The 18,647-nt window shown below is 70.2% G+C and carries 20 protein-coding genes and 1 pseudogene; 7 read left to right on the top strand and 14 right to left on the bottom strand.

Annotated features, from left to right (window positions below; translation table 11 throughout):
- Positions 1-78: 78 nt before the first annotated feature.
- Positions 79-621, bottom strand: coding sequence for a septum formation family protein (locus AC4D12_RS02360; protein WP_490948174.1), 543 nt, complete (start codon positions 619-621; stop codon positions 79-81).
- A gap of 211 nt (positions 622-832) precedes the next feature.
- Here AC4D12_RS02360 and AC4D12_RS02355 point away from each other — a divergent pair, with 211 nt between their 5' ends.
- The 3 genes from AC4D12_RS02355 to AC4D12_RS02345 are packed head-to-tail and all read left to right on the top strand — an operon-like array spanning position 833 to position 2,460.
- Complete coding sequence (locus AC4D12_RS02355; RefSeq protein WP_490948173.1) at positions 833-1,234, top strand: hypothetical protein; 402 nt, start codon at positions 833-835, stop codon at positions 1,232-1,234.
- A gap of 57 nt (positions 1,235-1,291) precedes the next feature.
- A complete protein-coding gene (locus AC4D12_RS02350; RefSeq protein ID WP_490948172.1) occupies positions 1,292-1,801 on the top strand; it encodes a TetR/AcrR family transcriptional regulator in 510 nt (169 codons plus the stop codon).
- Entirely contained in the window at positions 1,798-2,460 is a 663-nt protein-coding gene (locus AC4D12_RS02345; protein ID WP_490948171.1) for a GAP family protein, read from the top strand. Before AC4D12_RS02350 ends, AC4D12_RS02345 begins: the two co-directional genes overlap by 4 nt.
- Positions 2,461-2,508: 48 nt before the next feature.
- Here AC4D12_RS02345 and AC4D12_RS02340 read toward each other — a convergent pair.
- The 3 genes and pseudogenes from AC4D12_RS02340 to AC4D12_RS02330 form a co-directional block, all read right to left on the bottom strand.
- A pseudogene (locus AC4D12_RS02340) lies at positions 2,509-5,117 on the bottom strand (excinuclease ABC subunit UvrA).
- A 72-nt stretch (positions 5,118-5,189) separates the two neighbouring features.
- Complete coding sequence (locus tag AC4D12_RS02335) at positions 5,190-5,825, bottom strand: NAD(P)H-dependent oxidoreductase (protein WP_490948170.1); 636 nt, start codon at positions 5,823-5,825, stop codon at positions 5,190-5,192.
- Between the two features lie 40 nt (positions 5,826-5,865).
- Entirely contained in the window at positions 5,866-6,270 is a 405-nt protein-coding gene (locus tag AC4D12_RS02330) for a RidA family protein (protein WP_490948169.1), read from the bottom strand.
- A gap of 106 nt (positions 6,271-6,376) precedes the next feature.
- Here AC4D12_RS02330 and AC4D12_RS02325 point away from each other — a divergent pair, with 106 nt between their 5' ends.
- A complete protein-coding gene (locus AC4D12_RS02325; protein WP_490948168.1) occupies positions 6,377-6,877 on the top strand; it encodes a MarR family winged helix-turn-helix transcriptional regulator in 501 nt (166 codons plus the stop codon).
- 96 nt (positions 6,878-6,973) lie between these two features.
- On the top strand, positions 6,974-7,249 hold the full coding sequence (locus AC4D12_RS02320; protein WP_490948167.1) for a hypothetical protein: 276 nt from the start codon (positions 6,974-6,976) through the stop codon (positions 7,247-7,249).
- Between the two features lie 86 nt (positions 7,250-7,335).
- On the opposite strand, the gene AC4D12_RS02315 is transcribed toward AC4D12_RS02320, so the two are convergent.
- From AC4D12_RS02315 to pdhA, 3 genes are read right to left on the bottom strand one after another with little or no spacing between them, the layout of a single operon-like run.
- Complete coding sequence (locus AC4D12_RS02315; protein WP_490948166.1) at positions 7,336-8,835, bottom strand: dihydrolipoamide acetyltransferase family protein; 1,500 nt, start codon at positions 8,833-8,835, stop codon at positions 7,336-7,338.
- Positions 8,832-9,905, bottom strand: coding sequence for an alpha-ketoacid dehydrogenase subunit beta (locus tag AC4D12_RS02310; protein ID WP_490948165.1), 1,074 nt, complete (start codon positions 9,903-9,905; stop codon positions 8,832-8,834). The genes AC4D12_RS02315 and AC4D12_RS02310 overlap by 4 nt, the downstream gene beginning before the upstream one ends.
- The gene (gene pdhA / locus AC4D12_RS02305; RefSeq protein ID WP_490948762.1) at positions 9,902-11,068 is read right to left on the bottom strand and encodes a pyruvate dehydrogenase (acetyl-transferring) E1 component subunit alpha; all 1,167 of its coding nucleotides are present in this window, start codon (positions 11,066-11,068) and stop codon (positions 9,902-9,904) included. The genes AC4D12_RS02310 and pdhA overlap by 4 nt, the downstream gene beginning before the upstream one ends.
- Positions 11,069-11,305: 237 nt before the next feature.
- Between pdhA and AC4D12_RS02300 the strand changes: the two genes are divergently transcribed.
- Positions 11,306-11,749, top strand: a complete 444-nt coding sequence (locus AC4D12_RS02300; RefSeq protein WP_490948164.1) for an Lrp/AsnC family transcriptional regulator — start codon at positions 11,306-11,308, stop codon at positions 11,747-11,749.
- Positions 11,750-11,778: 29 nt separating this feature from the next.
- On the opposite strand, the gene AC4D12_RS02295 is transcribed toward AC4D12_RS02300, so the two are convergent.
- Complete coding sequence (locus tag AC4D12_RS02295; RefSeq protein ID WP_490948163.1) at positions 11,779-12,435, bottom strand: dihydrofolate reductase family protein; 657 nt, start codon at positions 12,433-12,435, stop codon at positions 11,779-11,781.
- A gap of 199 nt (positions 12,436-12,634) precedes the next feature.
- Here AC4D12_RS02295 and AC4D12_RS02290 point away from each other — a divergent pair, with 199 nt between their 5' ends.
- A complete protein-coding gene (locus tag AC4D12_RS02290) occupies positions 12,635-13,732 on the top strand; it encodes a hypothetical protein (RefSeq protein WP_490948162.1) in 1,098 nt (365 codons plus the stop codon).
- A gap of 168 nt (positions 13,733-13,900) precedes the next feature.
- Here AC4D12_RS02290 and AC4D12_RS02285 read toward each other — a convergent pair whose 3' ends face one another.
- From AC4D12_RS02285 to paaA, 6 genes are read right to left on the bottom strand one after another with little or no spacing between them, the layout of a single operon-like run.
- Positions 13,901-14,689, bottom strand: a complete 789-nt coding sequence (locus tag AC4D12_RS02285; RefSeq protein WP_490948761.1) for an enoyl-CoA hydratase/isomerase family protein — start codon at positions 14,687-14,689, stop codon at positions 13,901-13,903.
- Between the two features lie 59 nt (positions 14,690-14,748).
- Positions 14,749-15,879 (bottom strand): 1,2-phenylacetyl-CoA epoxidase subunit PaaE, encoded by a 1,131-nt coding sequence (gene paaE / locus AC4D12_RS02280; protein WP_490948161.1) that lies wholly within the window; start codon positions 15,877-15,879, stop codon positions 14,749-14,751.
- On the bottom strand, positions 15,879-16,391 hold the full coding sequence (paaD, locus tag AC4D12_RS02275; protein WP_490948160.1) for a 1,2-phenylacetyl-CoA epoxidase subunit PaaD: 513 nt from the start codon (positions 16,389-16,391) through the stop codon (positions 15,879-15,881). The genes paaE and paaD overlap by 1 nt, the downstream gene beginning before the upstream one ends.
- Positions 16,385-17,209: a 1,2-phenylacetyl-CoA epoxidase subunit PaaC gene (gene paaC, locus AC4D12_RS02270; RefSeq protein WP_490948159.1), complete on the bottom strand. Its 825-nt coding sequence runs from the start codon at positions 17,207-17,209 to the stop codon at positions 16,385-16,387. The genes paaD and paaC overlap by 7 nt, the downstream gene beginning before the upstream one ends.
- Entirely contained in the window at positions 17,206-17,553 is a 348-nt protein-coding gene (gene paaB / locus AC4D12_RS02265) for a 1,2-phenylacetyl-CoA epoxidase subunit PaaB (RefSeq protein ID WP_490948158.1), read from the bottom strand. The genes paaC and paaB overlap by 4 nt, the downstream gene beginning before the upstream one ends.
- Positions 17,554-18,534 carry a 1,2-phenylacetyl-CoA epoxidase subunit PaaA gene (paaA, locus tag AC4D12_RS02260; protein WP_490948157.1) on the bottom strand — a complete coding sequence of 327 codons (981 nt, stop codon included), beginning with the start codon at positions 18,532-18,534 and terminating at the stop codon, positions 17,554-17,556.
- Positions 18,535-18,647: the final 113 nt, after the last annotated feature.

Here is an 18,647-nt window from a genome sequence, read left to right as displayed (position 1 = left end):
CCGCGGGGACGGGTGTCCGGAGCACGATGGGCGTGCCCTGACGCCGGCTCAGCTCATGGTGGGACTGCATGGGCCCGGCTAGCGCGCGGCTCCAGCGAGGGACCCCACCAGCGGTGCTTCGTCCTCCGTGTGCACCATGCAGAGGATCTGCCGGTCGCCCATCGACGACCACCCCTCCTCGGTGGGTGACAGAGCCGTGAAGTAGAGCTCTGATTCGTCGTAGGACAACCCGACGAAGGCCTCGAACTCGGTCGCGCAGAAGGCATCGGCCGCGTCGGCGACCGAGGCATCGCCGGGGAAGTCGCCGTCAGGCAGCGTCGACTCTGCGTAGGCTTCGAAGACGTGGTCCTCCTGACAGGGGACGGCGGTCACCTCGCTGACGCCGACCCGTTCCCCGGACGCGGCGGCCTCAGCCTGATCGGGAGGCGCCAGCGTCGACGTGCAGTCCCCTACCTCGAGGGACAGGACGTTCGTATCCGCTTCGGTGACGATCTCACCGGCCTGGTTGCGATCGGGCGCCGGGAGGTCGCGACTGAGCAACGAACACCCGGAGGTGCCGAGAAGGAGCACCCCCGTCACCACGCCGATACCGAGCCGGACACCTGCAGACTTCTTGACCACCCTTGCCCTCCCCCACCCTCACGGCGCTGCTGATGCGATGCCGACTGAGGAGATCATAGGGGTGGCGTGACCAGATCGGCGTGATGACGCTCGAAATCCGTACGGCTTCGTGCTCACGGTGCCGCATCGACGACGGAGGTCCGCGGGGTGGCCCCACCCTAACGAGCACGCCGATCGGGCGCCGCCGCCACGCGCCCTGACACAGTGACGCATGACCGCTCTGCGCCGCGCCCTGCCGGGCATCTTCTCCTTCGTGGTGTCCTTCCTCGCCGGAGTGGCTTTCGTCGCCGGCTCCGCAGTCCCCTCGACGTACATCGCCGCCCACGCGACCTCGGCGCTCCTCGGGCTCGCCGCTCCGGTCGGGTTCCTCCTCATCGGCAGGGCTGTGGGTCATCGGTTCGACGTCGTGAAGATCGGCGCGGTGATCCTCGCTCTGGGGAGCCTTCCGATCCTGATCGCCAACGGCCTGTACCTCTCATGGGGATCATCCGACGCGAGCGCCGGGGACATCGGCGGGTTCGCCCTCCTGCTCCTCGGGTGGATTGCGCTCCTCGTCACGTCCGTGGCCGGTGCCGTCGGACTCCCTGCCGCGCGCCCGGAGCTCGATACCTGAGGAAGTGACTCACCTGCAGACCGACCAGTCGGTCGGTTCTCCTGATACTCTTCCCTCATGTCCCATCGCGAACGCATCCTCGACACCGCGCGGACGCTCACCCTGAGCGCCGGCACCATCCCCTCCCTCGATGCCATCGCCGCTGCGGCCGGCGTCTCGAAGGGCGGTCTCATGCACCACTTCCGGAGCCGGGCCGCGCTCGTCGAGGGTCTCGCCGAGCAGATGATCACGATGATGGACGGCGCCCTGGCGGCAGCCGTCGAGGACCACCGCGTCGTCGAGACCTGGCTCCGCCTGTCGATGTCGCGGGAGGAGGCGGATCTGTACCGGGCCCTCCTGCTGGCGTTCACCGACCTGGGTTCCTCGACGGGCGATCTCCTCGGCGAGGCGGCCGCTGCATCCGCGCGGTGGGAGCGACTCCTCGAGGCCGAGCTCGGCGATCCGGTGGCGGCGTCGGCGGTGCGCCTGCTCGGGGACGGGCTCGTCATGAACGCGATGACCGGTGAGACGGTGCCGTCCGTCGAGGCCCTCCTCGTCTGGATCGGCACGAAGGGCGGTGCGGCATGACCGCCGGGCTGCTCGCCGTGATCGCGGGCCTGGCCCTGGCCGACTCGTTCAACCCGGCCACCATCGTGGCCATCACCCTGATCCTGCTGACGGTACCCACCCGCCCGGTACCCGCCGCGCTCGCCTTCGTCGTGGGCGCCATGAGCACCGTCTTCATCCTCGGCGCCGTCATCTTCCTCGCCGCAGGAGCAGCGGCCGACGCCGTGGGGGACGGTCTGGTGTGGCTGCGCCGGATCGTGTTCGTCATCGCGGCGGTGACACTCTTCATCGCCGGGTTCCGCCGCCTCAGGGAGCGCGAGCGCAAGGGCATCACCCTGCCCTCGTGGTTCGGCGTGGGCACCGCGCTGCCGCTCGGCGTCATCATGACGGGCGCGGACCTCCCCAACGCCTTCCCCTACTTCATCGCGATCGAGCGGATGGTCGACGCCGACACCTCGACGGGCACCGGACTCCTCGTCCTCGCCGGGTACGCCGTGGTGTACTGCGTGCCCTGCCTGATCCTGCTCGCACTCGGCATGGCGCACGGTGACACAGTGCGCGCCCGGCTCCAGAAGGTCTACGAGCGCTTCTCGACGGGCACGGTGACACGCTCCGTACCCGCCGCGCTGGGCCTGTTCCTGCTCGGACTGGGTGTCCTCAGCATCGCCCTCCTGCCCTGACCTACGGCCGCCCGTCGGTCCGGAACGAGATCGCTCCTGCGCGCTGGATCAGGCCTCGAGCACGACCCCCTGCCGGCGTCCGGTGAGATGTGCAGCGAGGTACGGCGCCGTGACGCTCGTCCCCTGATCGAGCCGGGCGATGTCCTCCGGCGTGCCCGTCGCGACGATGGACCCTCCCGCCGAACCACCGCCCGGTCCGAGGTCGATCACCCAGTCCGCTCCCGCCACCACGGACATGGTGTGCTCCACGACCACGACGGTGTTGCCCGCGTCCACGAGGGTGCGCAGCTGCGCCAGGAGCAGCACGACGTCAGCCGGGTGCAGCCCCGTGGTCGGCTCGTCGAGCAGATACAGCGTGTGGCCACGCCGCGCGCGCTGCAGTTCGGTGGCCAGCTTGATGCGCTGGGCCTCCCCGCCGGACAGCTCGGTAGCCGGCTGGCCGAGCCGGAGGTAGCCCAGCCCCACCTCGCGGAGCGTGTGGAGGGAGCGTGCCGCCGCGGGCACGTCGGCGAGGAACCCGGCGGCGTCGTCGACCGTCATGGCGAGCACGTCGGCGATGCTCCTCCCCTCCAGCGTGACCGCCAGCGTCTCCTCGTTGTAGCGCGCCCCGTGGCAGGTGGGGCACGGACCATAGCTGCCGGGGAGGAAGAGTAGTTCGACGGACACGAATCCCTCGCCCTGGCAGGTCTCGCATCGCCCGCCCTGCACGTTGAAGGAGAAGCGCCCGGCACCGAATCCCCTGGTCCTCGCCTCGTCCGTCGCAGCGAAGGCCTTCCGGACGGCGTCGAAGAGCCCGGTGTACGTCGCGAGGTTCGAGCGGGGCGTCCGCCCGATCGGCTTCTGGTTGACGCTGACCAGCCGGTCCACGGCCTCGAGCCCGCTGATCCCGGCGACCGGTGGCCCGACCACGCCGTCCCGCTCGCCGTCGTCGTCGATTTCCTCCGGGGTGTCGTTGCGCACATGGGCGCCCACGGCCTCGGCCAGGACGGTACTGACGAGGGTCGACTTCCCCGACCCGGACACCCCGGTGACCGCCGTCAACACGCCCACCGGGATCTCGGCGTCGAGCCCGGCGAGATTGTGGCGGTGGATGCCGGTCAGGCGCAGCCACCCGGCGGGCGGGCGGGGTGGGGGCGTCCTGCCACCACCGGGTCCGCTGCCGGCCGGTCCTGCCCCCTCGAGGAAGGGTGCGGTCTTCGAGGCGGGAACATCGGCGAGGCCCTCGACCGGCCCGCTGTAGAGGACCGTGCCGCCGCCCTCGCCCGCACCTGGTCCCACGTCCACGATCCAGTCGGCATGACGCACCACGTCCATGTTGTGCTCGACGACGAAGACCGAGTTCCCGGCATCCTTCAGTTCTTCGAGCACGGCCAGCAGCGGCTCGACGTCGGCCGGGTGCAACCCCGCGGACGGCTCGTCGAGCACGTAGACCACGCCGAACAGGCCCGAGCGCAGCTGGGTGGCGATCCGCAGCCGCTGCATCTCGCCGGGCGAGAGCGTGGGGGTGGCACGGCCGAGACTCAGGTACCCCAGGCCGAGGTCCACCAGCGTGCCGAGCCGCTGCACGAGGTCCCCGCTGATGGTCACCGAGACCTCGGTCCCCTCGCCCGAGGTCCAGGACCGGTGGGCGGTGGACGGGTGCTCCAGCGTCGCCGCCGGTTCGAGGTGCGTTGCGAGCTCCGCCAGCGGGAGCGCGTTGGCGGCGGCGATCGAGAGGCCGGCGAAGGTCACCGCGAGTGCTTCGGGCCGCAGGCCGCTCCCACCGCAGACACCACACGGCCCGGATTCCATGAAGGGCAGCACGCGATCGCGCATCTGAGGGCTCTTGGAATCGTGGAGGGTGTGCAGGACGTAGCTCTTCGCACTCCAGAAACGTCCCTTGTAGGGCTTGGCCACGCGGTCACGCTGCGGGGTCACCTCGACCACCGGCTGCTCCTCGGTGAACAGGAGCCAGGTCCGGGATTCCTCGGGCAACTCGCGCCACGGGACGTCGATGTCATGACCGAGTTCGCTGACGACGTCGCGCAGGTTCTTCCCCTGCCAGGCGCCCGGCCAGGCGGCGATGGCGCCCTCGCGGATACTGAGCGACGGGTCCGGCACGAGGGACTGCTCCGTGACGTCGCGCGCGATCCCGAGGCCGTGGCAGCGCGGGCAGGCGCCGGCCGCCGTGTTCGGCGAGAAGGCATCCGACTCCAGCCGGCCGGCGGCGTCGGCCGGGTAGGTGCCGGCCCGGGAGTAGAGCATGCGGAGGGAGTTGGAGAGGGTGGTCAACGTGCCGACGGTCGAGCGGGCGCTCGGAGTGCCGCGCCGCTGCTGGAGGGCGACGGCGGGCGGCAGTCCCGTGATCGAGGCGACGTGCGGCCCTGCTGGATCAGCCGCCGCGCGTACGGCGCCACGGACTCGAGATAGCGGCGCTGGGCCTCGGCATAGATGGTGCCGAAGGCGAGGGAGGACTTGCCCGAGCCGGAGACTCCCGTGAAGGCGACCACGGCGTCCCGCGGGCAGTCGACGTCCACCCCGCGCAGATTGTTCTCGGTGGCGCCGATGACCCGGACGAAGCCGGGTCGGGTGGTCGGGGTGCCGGAGGGGACTGTTTCGGAGGACTCGATCACCGATACAACCCTAGGGTCCGCGGGGCGCCGGTGTCGCCACGGCATCGAGCACCCCCTCCTCGGCGCCTCCCGATGGGCTGGCGGGTCACGGCGCCGCGGCGGTCGGTGGAGGGCACCTCACCCGAGTCCGATCCGTCGCCCCTCCCTGGACACCTGCCCCTGCTCCTGCCCCTGCATGATCGAGGCCGCGACGCGGCCCGTGGCTGCAGCGACGGAGGCGTCGAGGGCGCTCCTGTCGGCGGACTCGGACTCGTGGACGAAAGCCGTGGTCCCGTGGCGCATGCCGCAGAAGCCGATGATGCCCTGCTCCACCTGCGTGGTGAACGACGTCGCGTACCCGTGCCGTGTGAACGACTCCTCGGCCGTTCCCGTCAAGGGGATCAGGTGCATGGTCAGATGCTGGAGCCGCGGCTGCACCCTGCCGCCGTCGTCGTCGAACGCCCATCCGGCGATGAAGATCCGGTCGATCCATCCCTTGAGGAGCGCCGGCATGGACCACCAGTACATCGGGAAGACGAGCACCACGTCCGTGACGGCGTCGAGCCGTTCCTGCTCGCGCAGGACGGGAGGATGGCGCTGCCCCACCCCGCGGTACAGGTCCCGGTCCTCGGCTGTGAAGCGGGGGTCGAAGTGCTCCTGGGCCAGGTGCGCGAACCGAGGGTGCTGCCCTTCGAAGAACGCACCGAGACGGGCTGCGACATGGTGCGTCAGGGATTCCGGATCGGGGTGGGCCGTGACGATCAGGACGGTCACGGAGTCTCCCCATCCGCCGACCGGGCGGGCAGCAGGCGCGTCATGCGATGACCGCCGTGACTTCGGCCTCGATCAGGATCCCCGGCTCGAAGAGGATGTCGACCCCGATGAGTGCAGCGGGAACCGTCGGCATGCCGAACTCCTCCCGAGCCCTGTCCATGCCCTCGGTGAAGGCGTCGTACATCTCCGGCTTCCACCCCGCGGCGTACCACGTCACGCGGACCACGTCGTCGAAGGTTGCTCCCGCAGCGGCGAGGGACTTCGCCACGTTGCGGTGCACCTGGACGATCTGACCTGCAAGGTCACGCGGCGCAACCAGGTTGCCCTCCTCGTCCCACGCCACCTGCCCGGCGATGTGGACCTGTCGCGAGCCGGTCGCCACGGACACGTGATGGTACAGAGGGACCGAGATGTGATTCTCCGGATTGATCAGGGTGACGGGCATGATGTGTCCTTCGGTGGGATGGCGATCGAACAATAAGTTCAAGCGTGAAGTCATCGTAGCAGAATCACTTCACGCGTGAAGTGAAAGCCGTCGATACGATGACTCCATGGCTTCCTCCCCGAGCGTCCACCCCCGCGGCAGTGCGCCGGGACCCGTCGCCTGGCTGTCCCCCGACGAGAAGGAGGCCTGGACCGGGCTGGTGTCGCTGGTGCTCCTCATGCCGGGGCGCCTCGAGGCGCCGCTGCAGCAGGACGCCGGGCTGACCCTCTTCGACTACCTGACCCTCAGCCACATCTCCGAGACACCGCATCACGAGCTCCGCATGAGTGAGCTCGCGTACCTCGCGAACGGGTCCCTGTCCCGTTTGTCCAACGTGGTCAAGCGCTTCGAACAGCGGGGATGGGCAACCCGGTCGTCCGACCCGTCGGATGGGCGGTACACCCTCGTGGCCCTCACCGAGGCGGGGTTCGATGTCGTGGTGGCGGCAGCGCCGACACACGTCCGGGCCGTCAGGGAGACCGTCCTCGACCCCCTCGACGAGGACGACCAGCGTGCGCTCGCCGTGATCGCCCGGAAGCTACGTACCCGCCCGGAGGACCTGGCGTGATCGGCGGATCATAGGTCGCGCCGTCCTCGAGCGGAACCACCGGCCGGCACCAGCCACGTCGTCGCGACCGTCCCTCCGCGTTCCTACGCAGGAGTGATGGCCGACATCAACGGAGAGTTCCCGACACTGGACGATCCCACTCCCGACAACGACGCCCTGCCGCGGCCGTCGCCACGGACGCACGGCACGTTCGACGACCACGTGGACGACGACGCCCTGGCGCTCGCGACCGAGCGCGAGGAAGTGGCCCTGGGCCTGAAGGACTACGTCCCGGACGACGTCCCCGACGCCACGGATCCGCTGCCCCCGGAAGCGGCCCCGGAAGCCGACCTCGCCCAGCGCGGGCTCCTCGGCATTCCGGACGAGTCCTGAGAGACGCCTGACAGCGGCCGGCGACCTGCGGAGCGCCGGGCGCCGGGCGCACTGCCGACGGACCGTGCCGGCGGCCGACCGTATGGTTACAGGTCGGCGAGGAGGGCTGCCGGGTTCTCGATCGCGTCCGCGACGAAGCGCAGGAAGCCGCCCGCCGTGCCGCCGTCGCACACCCGGTGGTCGAAGGCGAGCGTGAGCTCGGTGACCTTGCGCACCGCGAGCTGTCCGTCCACCACCCACGGCCGATCGATGATGCGCCCCACGCCGAGGATCGCCGACTCCGGGTAGTTGATGATCGCCGCGCTGCCGTCCACGCCGAACACGCCGTAGTTGTTCAGCGTGAACGTCCCGGAGGAGAGCTCCGACGGCGTGGCGCGCCCCTCGCGCGCCAGCACCGCGAGGCGGCGGATCTCGGCGTCGAGCTGCCTCGCACTCATCGTGTCCGCCCGGCGGACGCTCGGGACCACGAGGCCGCGGTCGGTCTGCGCCGCGATGCCGAGGTTCACGCCGTCCACCCGCACCTGCTCCTGCGTGCCGTCCTCGCGCGTCACGATCCGGCTGTTCAGCTCGGGATATCGGGCAAGGCCGGCGACGACGAAGCGCGCCACGAAGGCCAGGAGGCTCGGCGTGGCGTCCGGCGCGGCACGCTTGAGGCTCGCGCGGAGGTCTACGAGGGCGGTGGCGTCGACGTCGACCCACACCGTCGCTTCCGGGATCTCCCGGCGGCTCCGCGTCATGGCGTCGGCGATGGTCCGGCGGACCCCGCGGAGCGGCGTCCGCTCCGTGATGGCGAGCCCGGAGCGTGCATCCGTCCCGGCGTCCGACGTCGTCGGCACAGGCGCGGCGTCCACCATGCTCACGGCTGCTGCCGGGGGCGCGGTCGCCGGTTCCTCAGCACCCGCCTGGACCTGCCGGGACGCGAGCGCCTGTTCGACGTCGCGCCGGAGGATGAGCCCTTTCTCCCCCGTGCCCGCGATGTCCGTGAGCCGTACGCCGTTGTCGCGCGCGAGCTTCCGGACGAGCGGGGACACGCAGATCGGCGCCACGGCGTCCTTCGACACCACGGCGACGGAGGCGACCGGCACTCCGCCGGAACGTGCCGATGCCTTGCGTGCGCGTGTCCGGCCACCCGTCAGCCCACCGGGCGTCCCGTACCCGATGAGCACGTTGCCGGAACCGGTGTCGGAAGCCGCAGCGGCCGCCGTGTCCCCGGACGTCGCCGCGGTCGGGACTCCGGCGTCCTCGCGCAGCTCGGCGGCGGCGACGGCCAGCGTGGCGACCTCCCCGGGTGCAGTCGGGGCGTCAGGCGCCTCCGAAGTCACACCGTCGGGCCGCACGGAGAGGAACGGCGCTCCGACATCGAGCACCTCGCCCGGCTTCCCGTGCAGCACGGCCACCACCCCGGCGAAGGGCGACGGCACTTCGACGATCGATTTGGCGGTCTCGACCTCCGCGATGGGCTGGTCGACCACCACGACGTCGCCCTCGGCCACGAGCCAGGAGACGAGCTCGGCCTCCGTGAGGCCCTCCCCGAGATCCGGGAGCGCGAACACCTGCAGCTGCGGCGAGACGGCGGGTGCGCTCACGGCTGGTCCTCCCACTGGAGGTCGTCCACGGCGTCGAGGATCCGGTCCACGCTCGGCAGGTAGAAGTGCTCGAGCTTCGGCGACGGGTACGGGATGTCGAACCCGGTGACGCGCAGCACCGGCGCGGCCAGCGAGTGGAAGCAGCGTTCCTGCACGCGCGCCACGATCTCCGAGGCCACGGAGGCGAAGCCCGGCGCCTCGGCGACGACAACGGCCCTGCCGGTCCGCCGCACGCTCTCGCACACGGTCTCGTCGTCGAACGGGACGATGGACCGGAGGTCGATGACCTCGAGGGACCGGCCCTCCTCGGCGGCGGCGACCGCGGCGGCGAGCGCCGTCGGGACGGACGGACCGTAGGTGATCAGCGTGGCGTCGATCCCGGCGCGGGCGACGACGGCGCGGCCGATCCGCTTGGGCGCCTGGTCGTCGTCGTACGTGCGCCGGAGTTCCTCGAGGTCCACCTCCTCCTTGGACCAGTACAGCTTCTTGGGCTCGAGGAAGACCACGGGATCCGGTGACGCGATGGCCTCGCGCAGCATGAAGTAGGCGTCGCGGACCGTGGCCGGAGCGAGGACCGTGAGGCCGGGGGTGTGCGCGTAGTAGGCCTCGGAGGAATCGCAGTGGTGCTCCACCCCACCGATCCCGCCGGCGTAGGGGATCCGGATGACCATCGGCAGGCGCACCTTGCCTTTCGTCCGGTTCGCCATCTTCGCGACATGGCTGACCACCTGCTCGAAGGCGGGGTAGGCGAAGGCGTCGAACTGCATCTCGACCACCGGCGTCATGCCGTTCATGGCCATCCCCACGGCCATGCCCATGATGCCGGCCTCGGCGAGCGGGGTGTCGAAGCAGCGTTCCTCGCCGAAGCGGGCGGTGAGACCGTCGGTGATGCGGAAGACCCCGCCGAGCGGCCCCACGTCCTCACCGAACATGAGAACGGTGGCGTCGGCCTCCATGGCGTCGGCGAGCGCGGCGTTGAGCGCCTTGGCGAAGGTGGCGGTGGCCCGCTTCACGGGCGCCGCCTGCTGGCCTTCGGGGGCCGCGACGGGTGCGTCGGTGATCTGGGTCATCGCTGGTCCTCCCCGGCGGCTTCGTTCCCGGTGGAGCCGTCGCCGGGATGCGACGCGAGGCCGTCCCGGCTCAGTTCCTCGCGCAGCTGCTCGGCCTGCTCACGCAACTGGGTGGTCTTCTCGTTGAAGACGTACTCGAAGAGTTCTGCCGGATTCACGTGGACCTCCGTGTTGAGACCCGCGCGGATGGTCGCCGCCACGGCGTCCGCTGCGTCGGCGAGCTGCTGCTCGCCGTCGTCGGTCAGTAGGTCGAGGCTACGCAGGTAGGTGCGCATGCGCGTGATCGGGTCCTTCGGCACCCACCGCTCCACGTCGTCGGCCGTGCGGTAGCGCGTGGCGTCGTCCGCGTTCGTGTGTGCCTGCATGCGGTACGTGTGCGCCTCGATGAGCGAGGGGCCGCCGCCGTCGCGCGCGCGGTCCACGGCGGCACCGAGCACCGCGAGCAGCGCGGCGAGATCGTTGCCGTCCACGCGCTCCCCCGGCATGCCGTAGCCGATCGCCTTGTGCGCGAGGCTGGGCGCCACGCTCTGGTGCTTGAGCGGCACGGAGATGGCGAACTCGTTGTTCTGGATGAAGAACACCACGGGCACGTGGAACACGGCGGCGAAGTTGAGCGCCTCGTGGAAGTCGCCCTCGCTGGTGGCGCCGTCGCCGCACATCGCGAGGACCACCGTGGGCTCGCCGCGCAGCTTCGCGGCATGCGCGACGCCGACGGCGTGGAGCAGCTGCGTGGCCAGCGGTGTCGCCTGCGTGGCGACGCGGTGCTCGTAGGGGTCGTACCCGCCGTGCCAGTCACCGCGCAGGAGGGTGAGGACCTCGAGCGGATCGACGCCGCGCGTGATCACCGCGACCGTGTCGCGGTACGTGGGGAACAGCCAGTCCTCGTCGTCGAGGACGACGGCGGCTGCCACCTGGCACGCCTCCTGACCATGGGACGAGGGGTACACGGCCATGCGGCCCTGGCGCACGAGCGCGTTGGCCTGGTCGTTCACGCGGCGGCCGGTGACGAGCCGGGCGTAGGCGCTGAGCAGGAGGTCGCCGTCGGGCAGGGAGTAGTGCTCGTCCGGGACGTGGGTACCCTCCGGGGACACCAGCTGGACGGGTTCCGCGGACGGCAGGAGTGCGCCGGCGGATGATGCATCCCGGCCTCTCGATCCGCCCATCAGGCTCCCGCGGCCTTCGTTGGTTGCCGTGCTCATCCTGCCTCCGTGGTCCACCGCCGAAGCGGCACTCTCAAGGCGCCGGGATCGAATCCGACGCTGGATGCTGTGTCGCTCCAGTATGAGCAAAGGAACCGTTCGTATCCACGGATAGGCCCTAGTGTGGATGTTCGTGCACGAAGCACCGTATTCTGTGGACAAAAGCGCGATGTGACGCGCATTACGTGAGGAAGTGTTCCGATGACCGAAGGGCCGCTCGACGACGTCGACCGACGCATCCTGGCCGAGCTCACCAGGGACGGCCGGCAGTCCGTGACGTCGGTCGCCGAGAACGTCCACATCAGCCGCGCGCACGCCTACTCGCGGATCGCCCGGCTCACCGAGACGGGCGTGCTCACGCGCTTCACCGCCATCATCGATCCGACCAAGGCGGGGCTGCGCTCCTCCGCCTACGTCACGCTCAAGGTCCGCCAGCACTCATGGCGGGAACTGCGCGAGGTGCTCCGGGCCATCCCCGAGGTGCATCACATCGCGCTCGTCGGCGGGGACTTCGACGTGATCCTCCTGGTGCGTGCCCGCGACAACGTGGACCTCCGGCGGGTCATCTTCGACCAGCTGCAGTCCATGCCGGGCGTCCTCGACACGCAGACCTTCCTCGTCTTCGAGGACCTCGACACCCGCTGAGCGGTCGTCGTGCAAGCGTTTCCCGTCGGCTACCGCGCGCGGCGCGTGAGAACCAGGTGCACCACACCGGACGGCGATGGCGTCGCCTCGATCTCGAAGCGCTCCTCAAGTCCCTCGAGTCCGTCCCAGAGACGCTCACCCCGCCCGAGCACGATCGGCACCAGCACCACGTGCAGGTGGTCGATGAGGTCGGCCTCGAGGAACGAGCGCACCGTGGTGACGCCTCCACCGATCCGCACGTCGAGATCGCCTGCGAGCTCGCGCGCCTGCGCGAGTGCCCGCGACGGCTCCGCCTCGACGAAGTGGAAGGTGGTCCCGCCACTCATCTCGAGCACGGGCCGCGGATGATGCGTGAGCACGACGACGGGCGTCTGGAAGGGGGGATCCTCGCCCCACCACCCCGTCCACTCGTGGTCCTGCCACGGTCCGCGGTGGGGGCCGAACTTGTTGCGACCCATGATCTCGGCGCCGATGCCCGGCTTCCACGCGCTCGCGAAGGCCTCGTCGACGCCGAAGGAACCCTCCGACGTCCCGTGCAGGCCCATTGCGCGGAAGGTCCGGGTCTCGAATGCCCACTCGACGAGGCGCGAACCCGCGTGACCGAATGGGGCGTCGAGCGTCTGACCCTCCCCGGCGCCGAATCCGTCGAGGGAGATGGAGAAGTTGTGCACGCGGACGAGGGACATCGCAGCTCCTGGTGACTGGTGGCGTGCACCTACTGTAGGGCCCGCCACCTCACACGGCACCGGGTCGCCGGGCCCGTGCTCATCATCGGATGGTCGATGAGCTTGCGGGTCCCCATCGCGCAGCGGAACAGCGAACTGCATAATGCAGGAGGCAGAGGCTCAGCTCCGCCGCAGCGCGAGCATTCTCGACGGGGGAACCATGACGAACGACGCATCACCGGACGGCACCGACAACACCGAGCACGACGACTCCCGCCGCGGAGTGCCGCCCATCCCGCCCGGCCCTCTCAGCGGTCAGCAGCACTCCGGTGGTTCCCCGGAGCGGCCAGGACCGGTCCCGACGTTTGCTGCGCCGGATCCGCATGCGCCGCCGCCCGGTCCGCGGTCGTCGCCGTCGATGCCGCCCGCCGGTCCCGCCTCCTTCGCGTCGGCGCCCGGGCAGCAGGGTCCCTACCCGACCGGAGCCGGGCAGCCTGGTTCGTATCCGTCCGGACCCGGGCAGCCCGGTTCGTATCCCATGAGCGGTGGGCAACCGGGGCCCTACCCTATGGGCCCTCCGCCGCGGAAGGGCGGCCTGCCGGTCTGGGGCTGGGTCCTGATCGGTGTGGGCGTGGTCGTCGTCGGCTTCATCGGGCTGATCGTCGCGCTGTTCTTCATCGGCCTGGCCGCGGGGGTCTCGGATACCACGACGTCCTCCGGCTCCGACCCCGTGCCCGCTCCCACTGAGATTGCGACTCCCGAATTCACCGACGACGCCGGTGCCGGGACGGCGATCGAAGTTCCTGAGCTTCAGCCGCTGGACGTCGCGACGACCTTCACCACCACGCCCTCGTGGGGGCTTCCGCCGGACCCGTGGACGCTCGACGACTCGCCTGTCGAGGGCATCTTCTACTTCAGCAACGCCAACGGATGCGACATGGAGCTCGAACAGTCCATCATCGAACCCGTGGAGGGCTTCGACGACCTCACGAGCGATGCCACGGCGACCCAGAGCTACCTGACGCTCCTGCGGGAGTACTTCGCCGAGCTCGAGGGCGGCACCGCCGAGGGATCGCCCGGCTCGGTGCCGGTGAGCATCAACTTCGCCGGGGGACCGACCATGGATCTCGCCACCAGCACGCTGCCGGGCCTGACCCTCGACGGCCAGACCGGCGTGCGTCTGATCGCCACCCGCGCCATGCCCGTCAACAGCGGCGCCGTGAGCACAATCATCACCTGCCCGCAGTCGGTGCTGGACGCCGATTCCGCCTACTTCGAGCAGGCCGTTTCCCAGCTCTACATCCTGCCGACGCCGTAGGTACGCCGGACGACATCGCTCAGCGAGCGTCGTCTCCCTCGGCGCGCTTCACCGAGGCTCTAGCGTCCTGAAGGGTTGAGCGCACGCATGTCGGGAAGCCCGAACATGTGGACGACCAGCGCTGTCGTGCAAGACGCCGAGCGGTTTCCGATGTCAAAAACTGTCTGCCTAGGAGTCCTTGCGGCCGAAACGCGGCGCCCGCTTCTCCCTGAATGCTTCGAGGCCTTCGCGGTAGTCCTCGGATGCCCCGAGCACGCCCTGGATGTCGTTCTCGCCCCTGATCGCCTCCCACAGGCCGAGGCGTTCGTCGCGGATCCGGCCCACGAGCTGCTTCGACGCGACGAGGGACAGCAGCGGTCCGCTCGCGGCCCGTGCGGCCTTCGTACGCGTGAACCCGAGCAGGTCGGCGGCGGGGACGGCCCGGCTGAACAGACCGCCTGCCACCGCCTCCGCACCGGTCATGAGGTCCCCGGTGTACATGAGGTCGAGCGCGCGGTGCGAGCCGAGCCGGTCGGTGAACAGCGAGTGTCCACCGGAATCCAGCACCAGCCCGAGGTTCGCGAACGGCGAGCCGATCTTCGCATCCTCGGCGACGTACACGACGTCCGTGGTGATCAGCAGCCCGAGGCCCACACCGAGGCAGGCCCCCTGCGCCGCCGCGAAGGTCGGCGCGGGGAATTCGGCCATCTTCCTCAGCAGCGGCGTCAGCGTCACGTCGAGGAACGCGTAGGCGTCGTCGTCCTCGAAGGTGATGGCACCGAGGTTGCGGCCCGCGCAGAACGCGCGCCCCTCTCCGCGCAGCACCAGGGCGCGGACCGTGCCTTCGCGCACGCCCGCAGCGGCGTCGTCGTACGCGGCGGCGAGATCATCGAGCGCCTGGACGTCCACGGCGTTGAGCCGGTACGGCGCGTCCAGCACCACCTCGGCGATGCCGTCGGCGATGGTCAGACGCACCATCGAGGGAGCCGGATCGGCGGGCGCGACCGACGGCGGGGTTTCTGCGGGCACGGGTACTCCTAGGCGTCGTAGTCGACGGCGACGGCGTCGCTCGTCGGGTGGGCCTGGCAGGTGAGCACGTAGCCGTTCGCCACCTCGTCGGGCTCGAGGGCGTAGTTCTCCACCATGTCCACCGTGCCCTCGACCACCTTGGCACGGCAGGTGCCGCACACTCCCCCTGCGCATGCGAAGGGCACGTCGGGCCGTACGCGGAGCGCGGCGTTCAGGATGGATTCGCGCGCATGGGTGGGGCTCTGGACGGAACCTCGGAGACCGTCGAGGTTGAAGGAGATGGTGTAGTTCTCACCGGCCTTGGCCTGCGCGACCGGACGCCCCACGCTCCCCTCGGGACGCGTGGGCTCACCGGTGGTGAACAGCTCGAAGCGGATCTTTTCGGCCGGGACGCCGCGTTCGGCGAGCGAGTCCCGGCACAGCTGCACCAGGTCGAAGGGCCCGCAGAGGAACCACTCGTCCACGTCCTCCGTGGAGATGACCGTGCCGAGCAGCATCTCCAGCTTCTCGGCGTCGATCCGCCCGGTGAGCAGGGGCGAGATGCGCTGCTCACGGGACAGCACGTGGTGCAGGGCGAAGCGGGCGGGGAAGCGGTCCTTGAGGTCGGCGAGTTCCTCGAGGAACATCACGTCCATGGCTGCTCGGTTCGCGTAGACGAGGTCGAAGCGCACGTTCGGCCCGCTCGCGAGCATCGACCGGGCGATCGAGATGACGGGGGTGATGCCGGACCCGGCGGCCACCGCGACGAGCGAGACGGCCTGTTGCCCCGCCGTCGTGCGCGGCGTGAACTGGCCGAGCGGGCTCATCACGTCGAGGGTGTCCCCGGCCTTCAGCGATTCGTTGGCCCAGGTGGAGAAGACGCCCCCGAGGTCACGCTTGACGGCCACCCGCAGCTCGCCGGGACGCGGGTCGGCGCAGATCGAGTAGCTGCGCCGCACCTCCTTCGGCTCGCCGTCGACATCGAGCGTGGTCCGGAGCGCCACGTACTGGCCGGGCAGGTAGTCGTACTTCTCCTGGAGCTCGGCGGGGACGTCGAGCGTGACCTCGACGGCGTCCTCGGTCAGGCGGCGCACCTCGCGCACCGTGAGGCGGTTGAACGCGCTCCTCCGCTGAGTGGAGGGGGCGAGGACGACGGCCATCAGTGCACCTTGAAGTAGTCGAAGGGTTCCCGGCAGTCGTTGCAGACGTACAGGGCCTTGCAGGAGGTGGAGCCGAAGCGCGTCATCTCGCGGGTGTTCAGGGACGCGCACTGCGGGCACTTGACGCTGAGCCCGATGCGCACGGGACCGGCCGTGGTGAGGCCCGAGGGCGGCGCGATGCCGTACTCGGCGAGCTTCGCCTTGCCGTCCTCGCTCATCCAGTCCGTGGTCCAAGCAGGTGAGAGGACGAGGCGGACGGCGACCTCGCAGTAGCCGGCGCCCGTGAGCGCCGCGGTGACGTCGTCGCGGATGGCGTCCATGGCGGGGCAGCCGGAATACGTCGGAGTGATGGTCACGAGGACCTGTCCGTCCTCGGACACGTGGGCGTCACGCAGGATGCCGAGGTCCTCGATGGTGAGCACGGGGATCTCCGGATCGCAGACCGTCGCGGCGATGTCCCAGGCCGCGGCGTCCACGGCGGAGGACGGCCGGAGGTCCATGACGGTCACCATGACGCCCCGGGATGCTCGCGGGCGAGGACCTGGAGCTCGGCCAGGATGTAGCCGAGATGCTCGCTGTGACGGCCGAACCGCCCGCCGCCCACGGCACCGGGCACCTGCGGGACGTCCAGCTCGGCCTCGGCCAGCACGGCCTGCACCGCGGCGTCGAAGGGCTCACGGAGGCTGCTCGGGCGCACCGCGGCGTCGCCGAGCTCATCGAGCAGCGGGTGGTCGGTGAAGAGCTCCTCGACGTACGGCCAGGTGAGCCTGAGCCCGGCGATCATCCTGCGGCGCGACTCCTCGGTGCCCTGGCCGAGGCGGAGGATCCACTGGATGCTGTGGTCCCGGTGGTAGTCCACCTCCTTGACCGCCTTGGCGGCGATCGCGGCGAGCGTCGGATCGCTCGAGCGCACCAGGCGCGAGTAGAGCTCCCACTGGTAGAGCGCGACGACGAACTGGCGCGCGATGGTGCGGGCGAAGTCCCCGTTGGGCTGCTCCACGAGATGCACCGAGCGGAACTCCGGCTCCCGGCGGAAGTAGGCGAGATCGTCCTCGGTCTTGTCCCAGGCCTGGCCGGCGTAGGTCAGGAAGGACCTCGCGTGCCCGATCTGGTCGAGCGCGATGTTCGCGAGCGCCACATCCTCCTCGAGCTCGGGGGCACGGGAGATCCACCAGCCGAGGCGCTGGGCGAGGATCAGGGCGTCGTCCCCGAGCCACAGTGCGTACTGCGCGACGGCGTCGGTCGGCTTCGCCTCGAGCAGTGCGATGTCCTCGGGACGGAGCGCGTTGCCCGGGGTGATGCGGGTGGCGCTGGCGTTGGCCTCGCTCACAGGTGCTTCACCCCCTCGCTCTTGGTGTAGTACGTGGCGTGACGGTAGTCCTTGCCCTGCGGGGACTCGAAGAACTGGTCCTTGGAGTCGGGGTCGCTCGTGATGATCGCGGTCGCCGGCACCACCCACAGGCTGATGCCCTCGTTGCGGCGGGTGTACAGGTCACGGGCGTTCCGCAGGGCCATCTGCGCATCCGGTGCGTGGAGCGACCCGGCGTGCACGTGCGAGAGTCCGCGCGAGGACCGCACGAAGACCTCCCACAGGGGCCAGGCCGCGCGCGGCGCGCGGGGGCCCGACGACGGTGCTGTGGCGCCGTCGTCGCCCGTGGTCGATCCGCCGGTCACCTACGCCGCCTGCGCGTGCTTGAGAGCCTGCTTCTCGGCGTAGGCCGCGGCGGCCTCACGCACCCAGGCACCGTCCTCGTGCGCTTCGCGACGCCGTTCGAGGCGCTGCGCGTTGCAGGGTCCGCGGCCGGCGAGGACCTCCTTGAACTCGTTCCAGTCCAGGGGTCCGTGCTCCCAGCGGCCGGTCTCGTCGTTGAAGCGGACGTCCTTGTCCGGCAGCTCGAGGCCGAGCACGGCGATCTGCTCCACCATCATGCCGACGAAGCGTGCGCGCAGCTCGTCGTTGGAGTGGCGCTTGATCTTCCACTCCATCGACTTCTGCGAGTTGGGTGAGTCCTCGTCCGGCGGGCCGAACATCATGAGCGACGGCGCGTACCAGCGGTTGACGGCGTCCTGTGCCATGGCCCGCTGCTCGGGGGTGCCGTTGGCGAGTTCGAGCAGGATCTCGAAGCCCTGCCGCTGGTGGAAGGACTCCTCCTTGCAGATGCGCACCATCGCCCGGCCGTAGGGTCCGTAGGAGGCACGGCACAGGGGCACCTGGTTGCAGATGGCGGCGCCGTCGACGAGCCAGCCGATGGCACCGATGTCCGCCCACGTCAGGACCGGGTAGTTGAAGATGCTGGAGTAGCGAGCCTTGCCGGCGATGAGGTCCTCGGTCATCTGGTCACGCGAGGTGCCGAGCGTCTCCGCCGCCGAGTAGAGGTAGAGACCGTGGCCTGCTTCGTCCTGCACCTTGGCCATGAGGACGGCCTTGCGCTTCAGTGACGGCGCTCGGGTGATCCAGTTGGCCTCGGGCTGCATGCCGATGATCTCGGAGTGCGCGTGCTGGGAGATCTGCCGCGTCAGGGATTTCCGGTAGTCCGCCGGCATCCAGTCGCGCGGCTCGATCCGGGAGTCCTGCGCGATCAGTCCCGTGAAGAGACGCTCGCCGTCGGCGTCGTGGTCCGCGCGGGTTCCCGCGTCGATCGCTGTCGTCGTCATGGTGCTACCTCGCTGATCTCGACGGCGCGGCTATTTACCGACCGTTCGTTCAGTATAGGGAGGGGCGGGAGGGGCAGTCAACGGTCCGGCGGCCCTGAAGGGGGCATACTGAC

It is taken from the genome of Arthrobacter sp. TJ-266, from assembly GCF_058269115.1.
The sequence above is the reverse complement of the archived record's forward strand: the minus strand, read 5'-3'. Positions and strand labels throughout refer to the sequence as shown.

Excerpts from the sequence above, each read along its gene's own strand:
- AC4D12_RS02320 (WP_490948167.1), top strand. The coding sequence starts at position 6,974 with ATGGCCGACATCAACGGAGAGTTCCCGACACTGGACGATCCCACTCCC.
- paaD (WP_490948160.1), bottom strand. The coding sequence starts at position 16,391 with ATGGTGACCGTCATGGACCTCCGGCCGTCCTCCGCCGTGGACGCCGCG.
- AC4D12_RS02350 (WP_490948172.1), top strand. The coding sequence starts at position 1,292 with ATGTCCCATCGCGAACGCATCCTCGACACCGCGCGGACGCTCACCCTG.
- paaA (WP_490948157.1), bottom strand. The coding sequence starts at position 18,534 with ATGACGACGACAGCGATCGACGCGGGAACCCGCGCGGACCACGACGCC.
- AC4D12_RS02285 (WP_490948761.1), bottom strand. The coding sequence starts at position 14,689 with ATGGTGCGTCTGACCATCGCCGACGGCATCGCCGAGGTGGTGCTGGAC.
- AC4D12_RS02330 (WP_490948169.1), bottom strand. The coding sequence starts at position 6,270 with ATGCCCGTCACCCTGATCAATCCGGAGAATCACATCTCGGTCCCTCTG.
- AC4D12_RS02310 (WP_490948165.1), bottom strand. The coding sequence starts at position 9,905 with ATGACCCAGATCACCGACGCACCCGTCGCGGCCCCCGAAGGCCAGCAG.
- paaE (WP_490948161.1), bottom strand. The coding sequence starts at position 15,879 with ATGGCCGTCGTCCTCGCCCCCTCCACTCAGCGGAGGAGCGCGTTCAAC.
- AC4D12_RS02355 (WP_490948173.1), top strand. The coding sequence starts at position 833 with ATGACCGCTCTGCGCCGCGCCCTGCCGGGCATCTTCTCCTTCGTGGTG.
- AC4D12_RS02300 (WP_490948164.1), top strand. The coding sequence starts at position 11,306 with ATGACCGAAGGGCCGCTCGACGACGTCGACCGACGCATCCTGGCCGAG.
- AC4D12_RS02290 (WP_490948162.1), top strand. The coding sequence starts at position 12,635 with ATGACGAACGACGCATCACCGGACGGCACCGACAACACCGAGCACGAC.
- pdhA (WP_490948762.1), bottom strand. The coding sequence starts at position 11,068 with ATGGGCGGATCGAGAGGCCGGGATGCATCATCCGCCGGCGCACTCCTG.
- AC4D12_RS02345 (WP_490948171.1), top strand. The coding sequence starts at position 1,798 with ATGACCGCCGGGCTGCTCGCCGTGATCGCGGGCCTGGCCCTGGCCGAC.
- AC4D12_RS02295 (WP_490948163.1), bottom strand. The coding sequence starts at position 12,435 with ATGTCCCTCGTCCGCGTGCACAACTTCTCCATCTCCCTCGACGGATTC.
- AC4D12_RS02325 (WP_490948168.1), top strand. The coding sequence starts at position 6,377 with ATGGCTTCCTCCCCGAGCGTCCACCCCCGCGGCAGTGCGCCGGGACCC.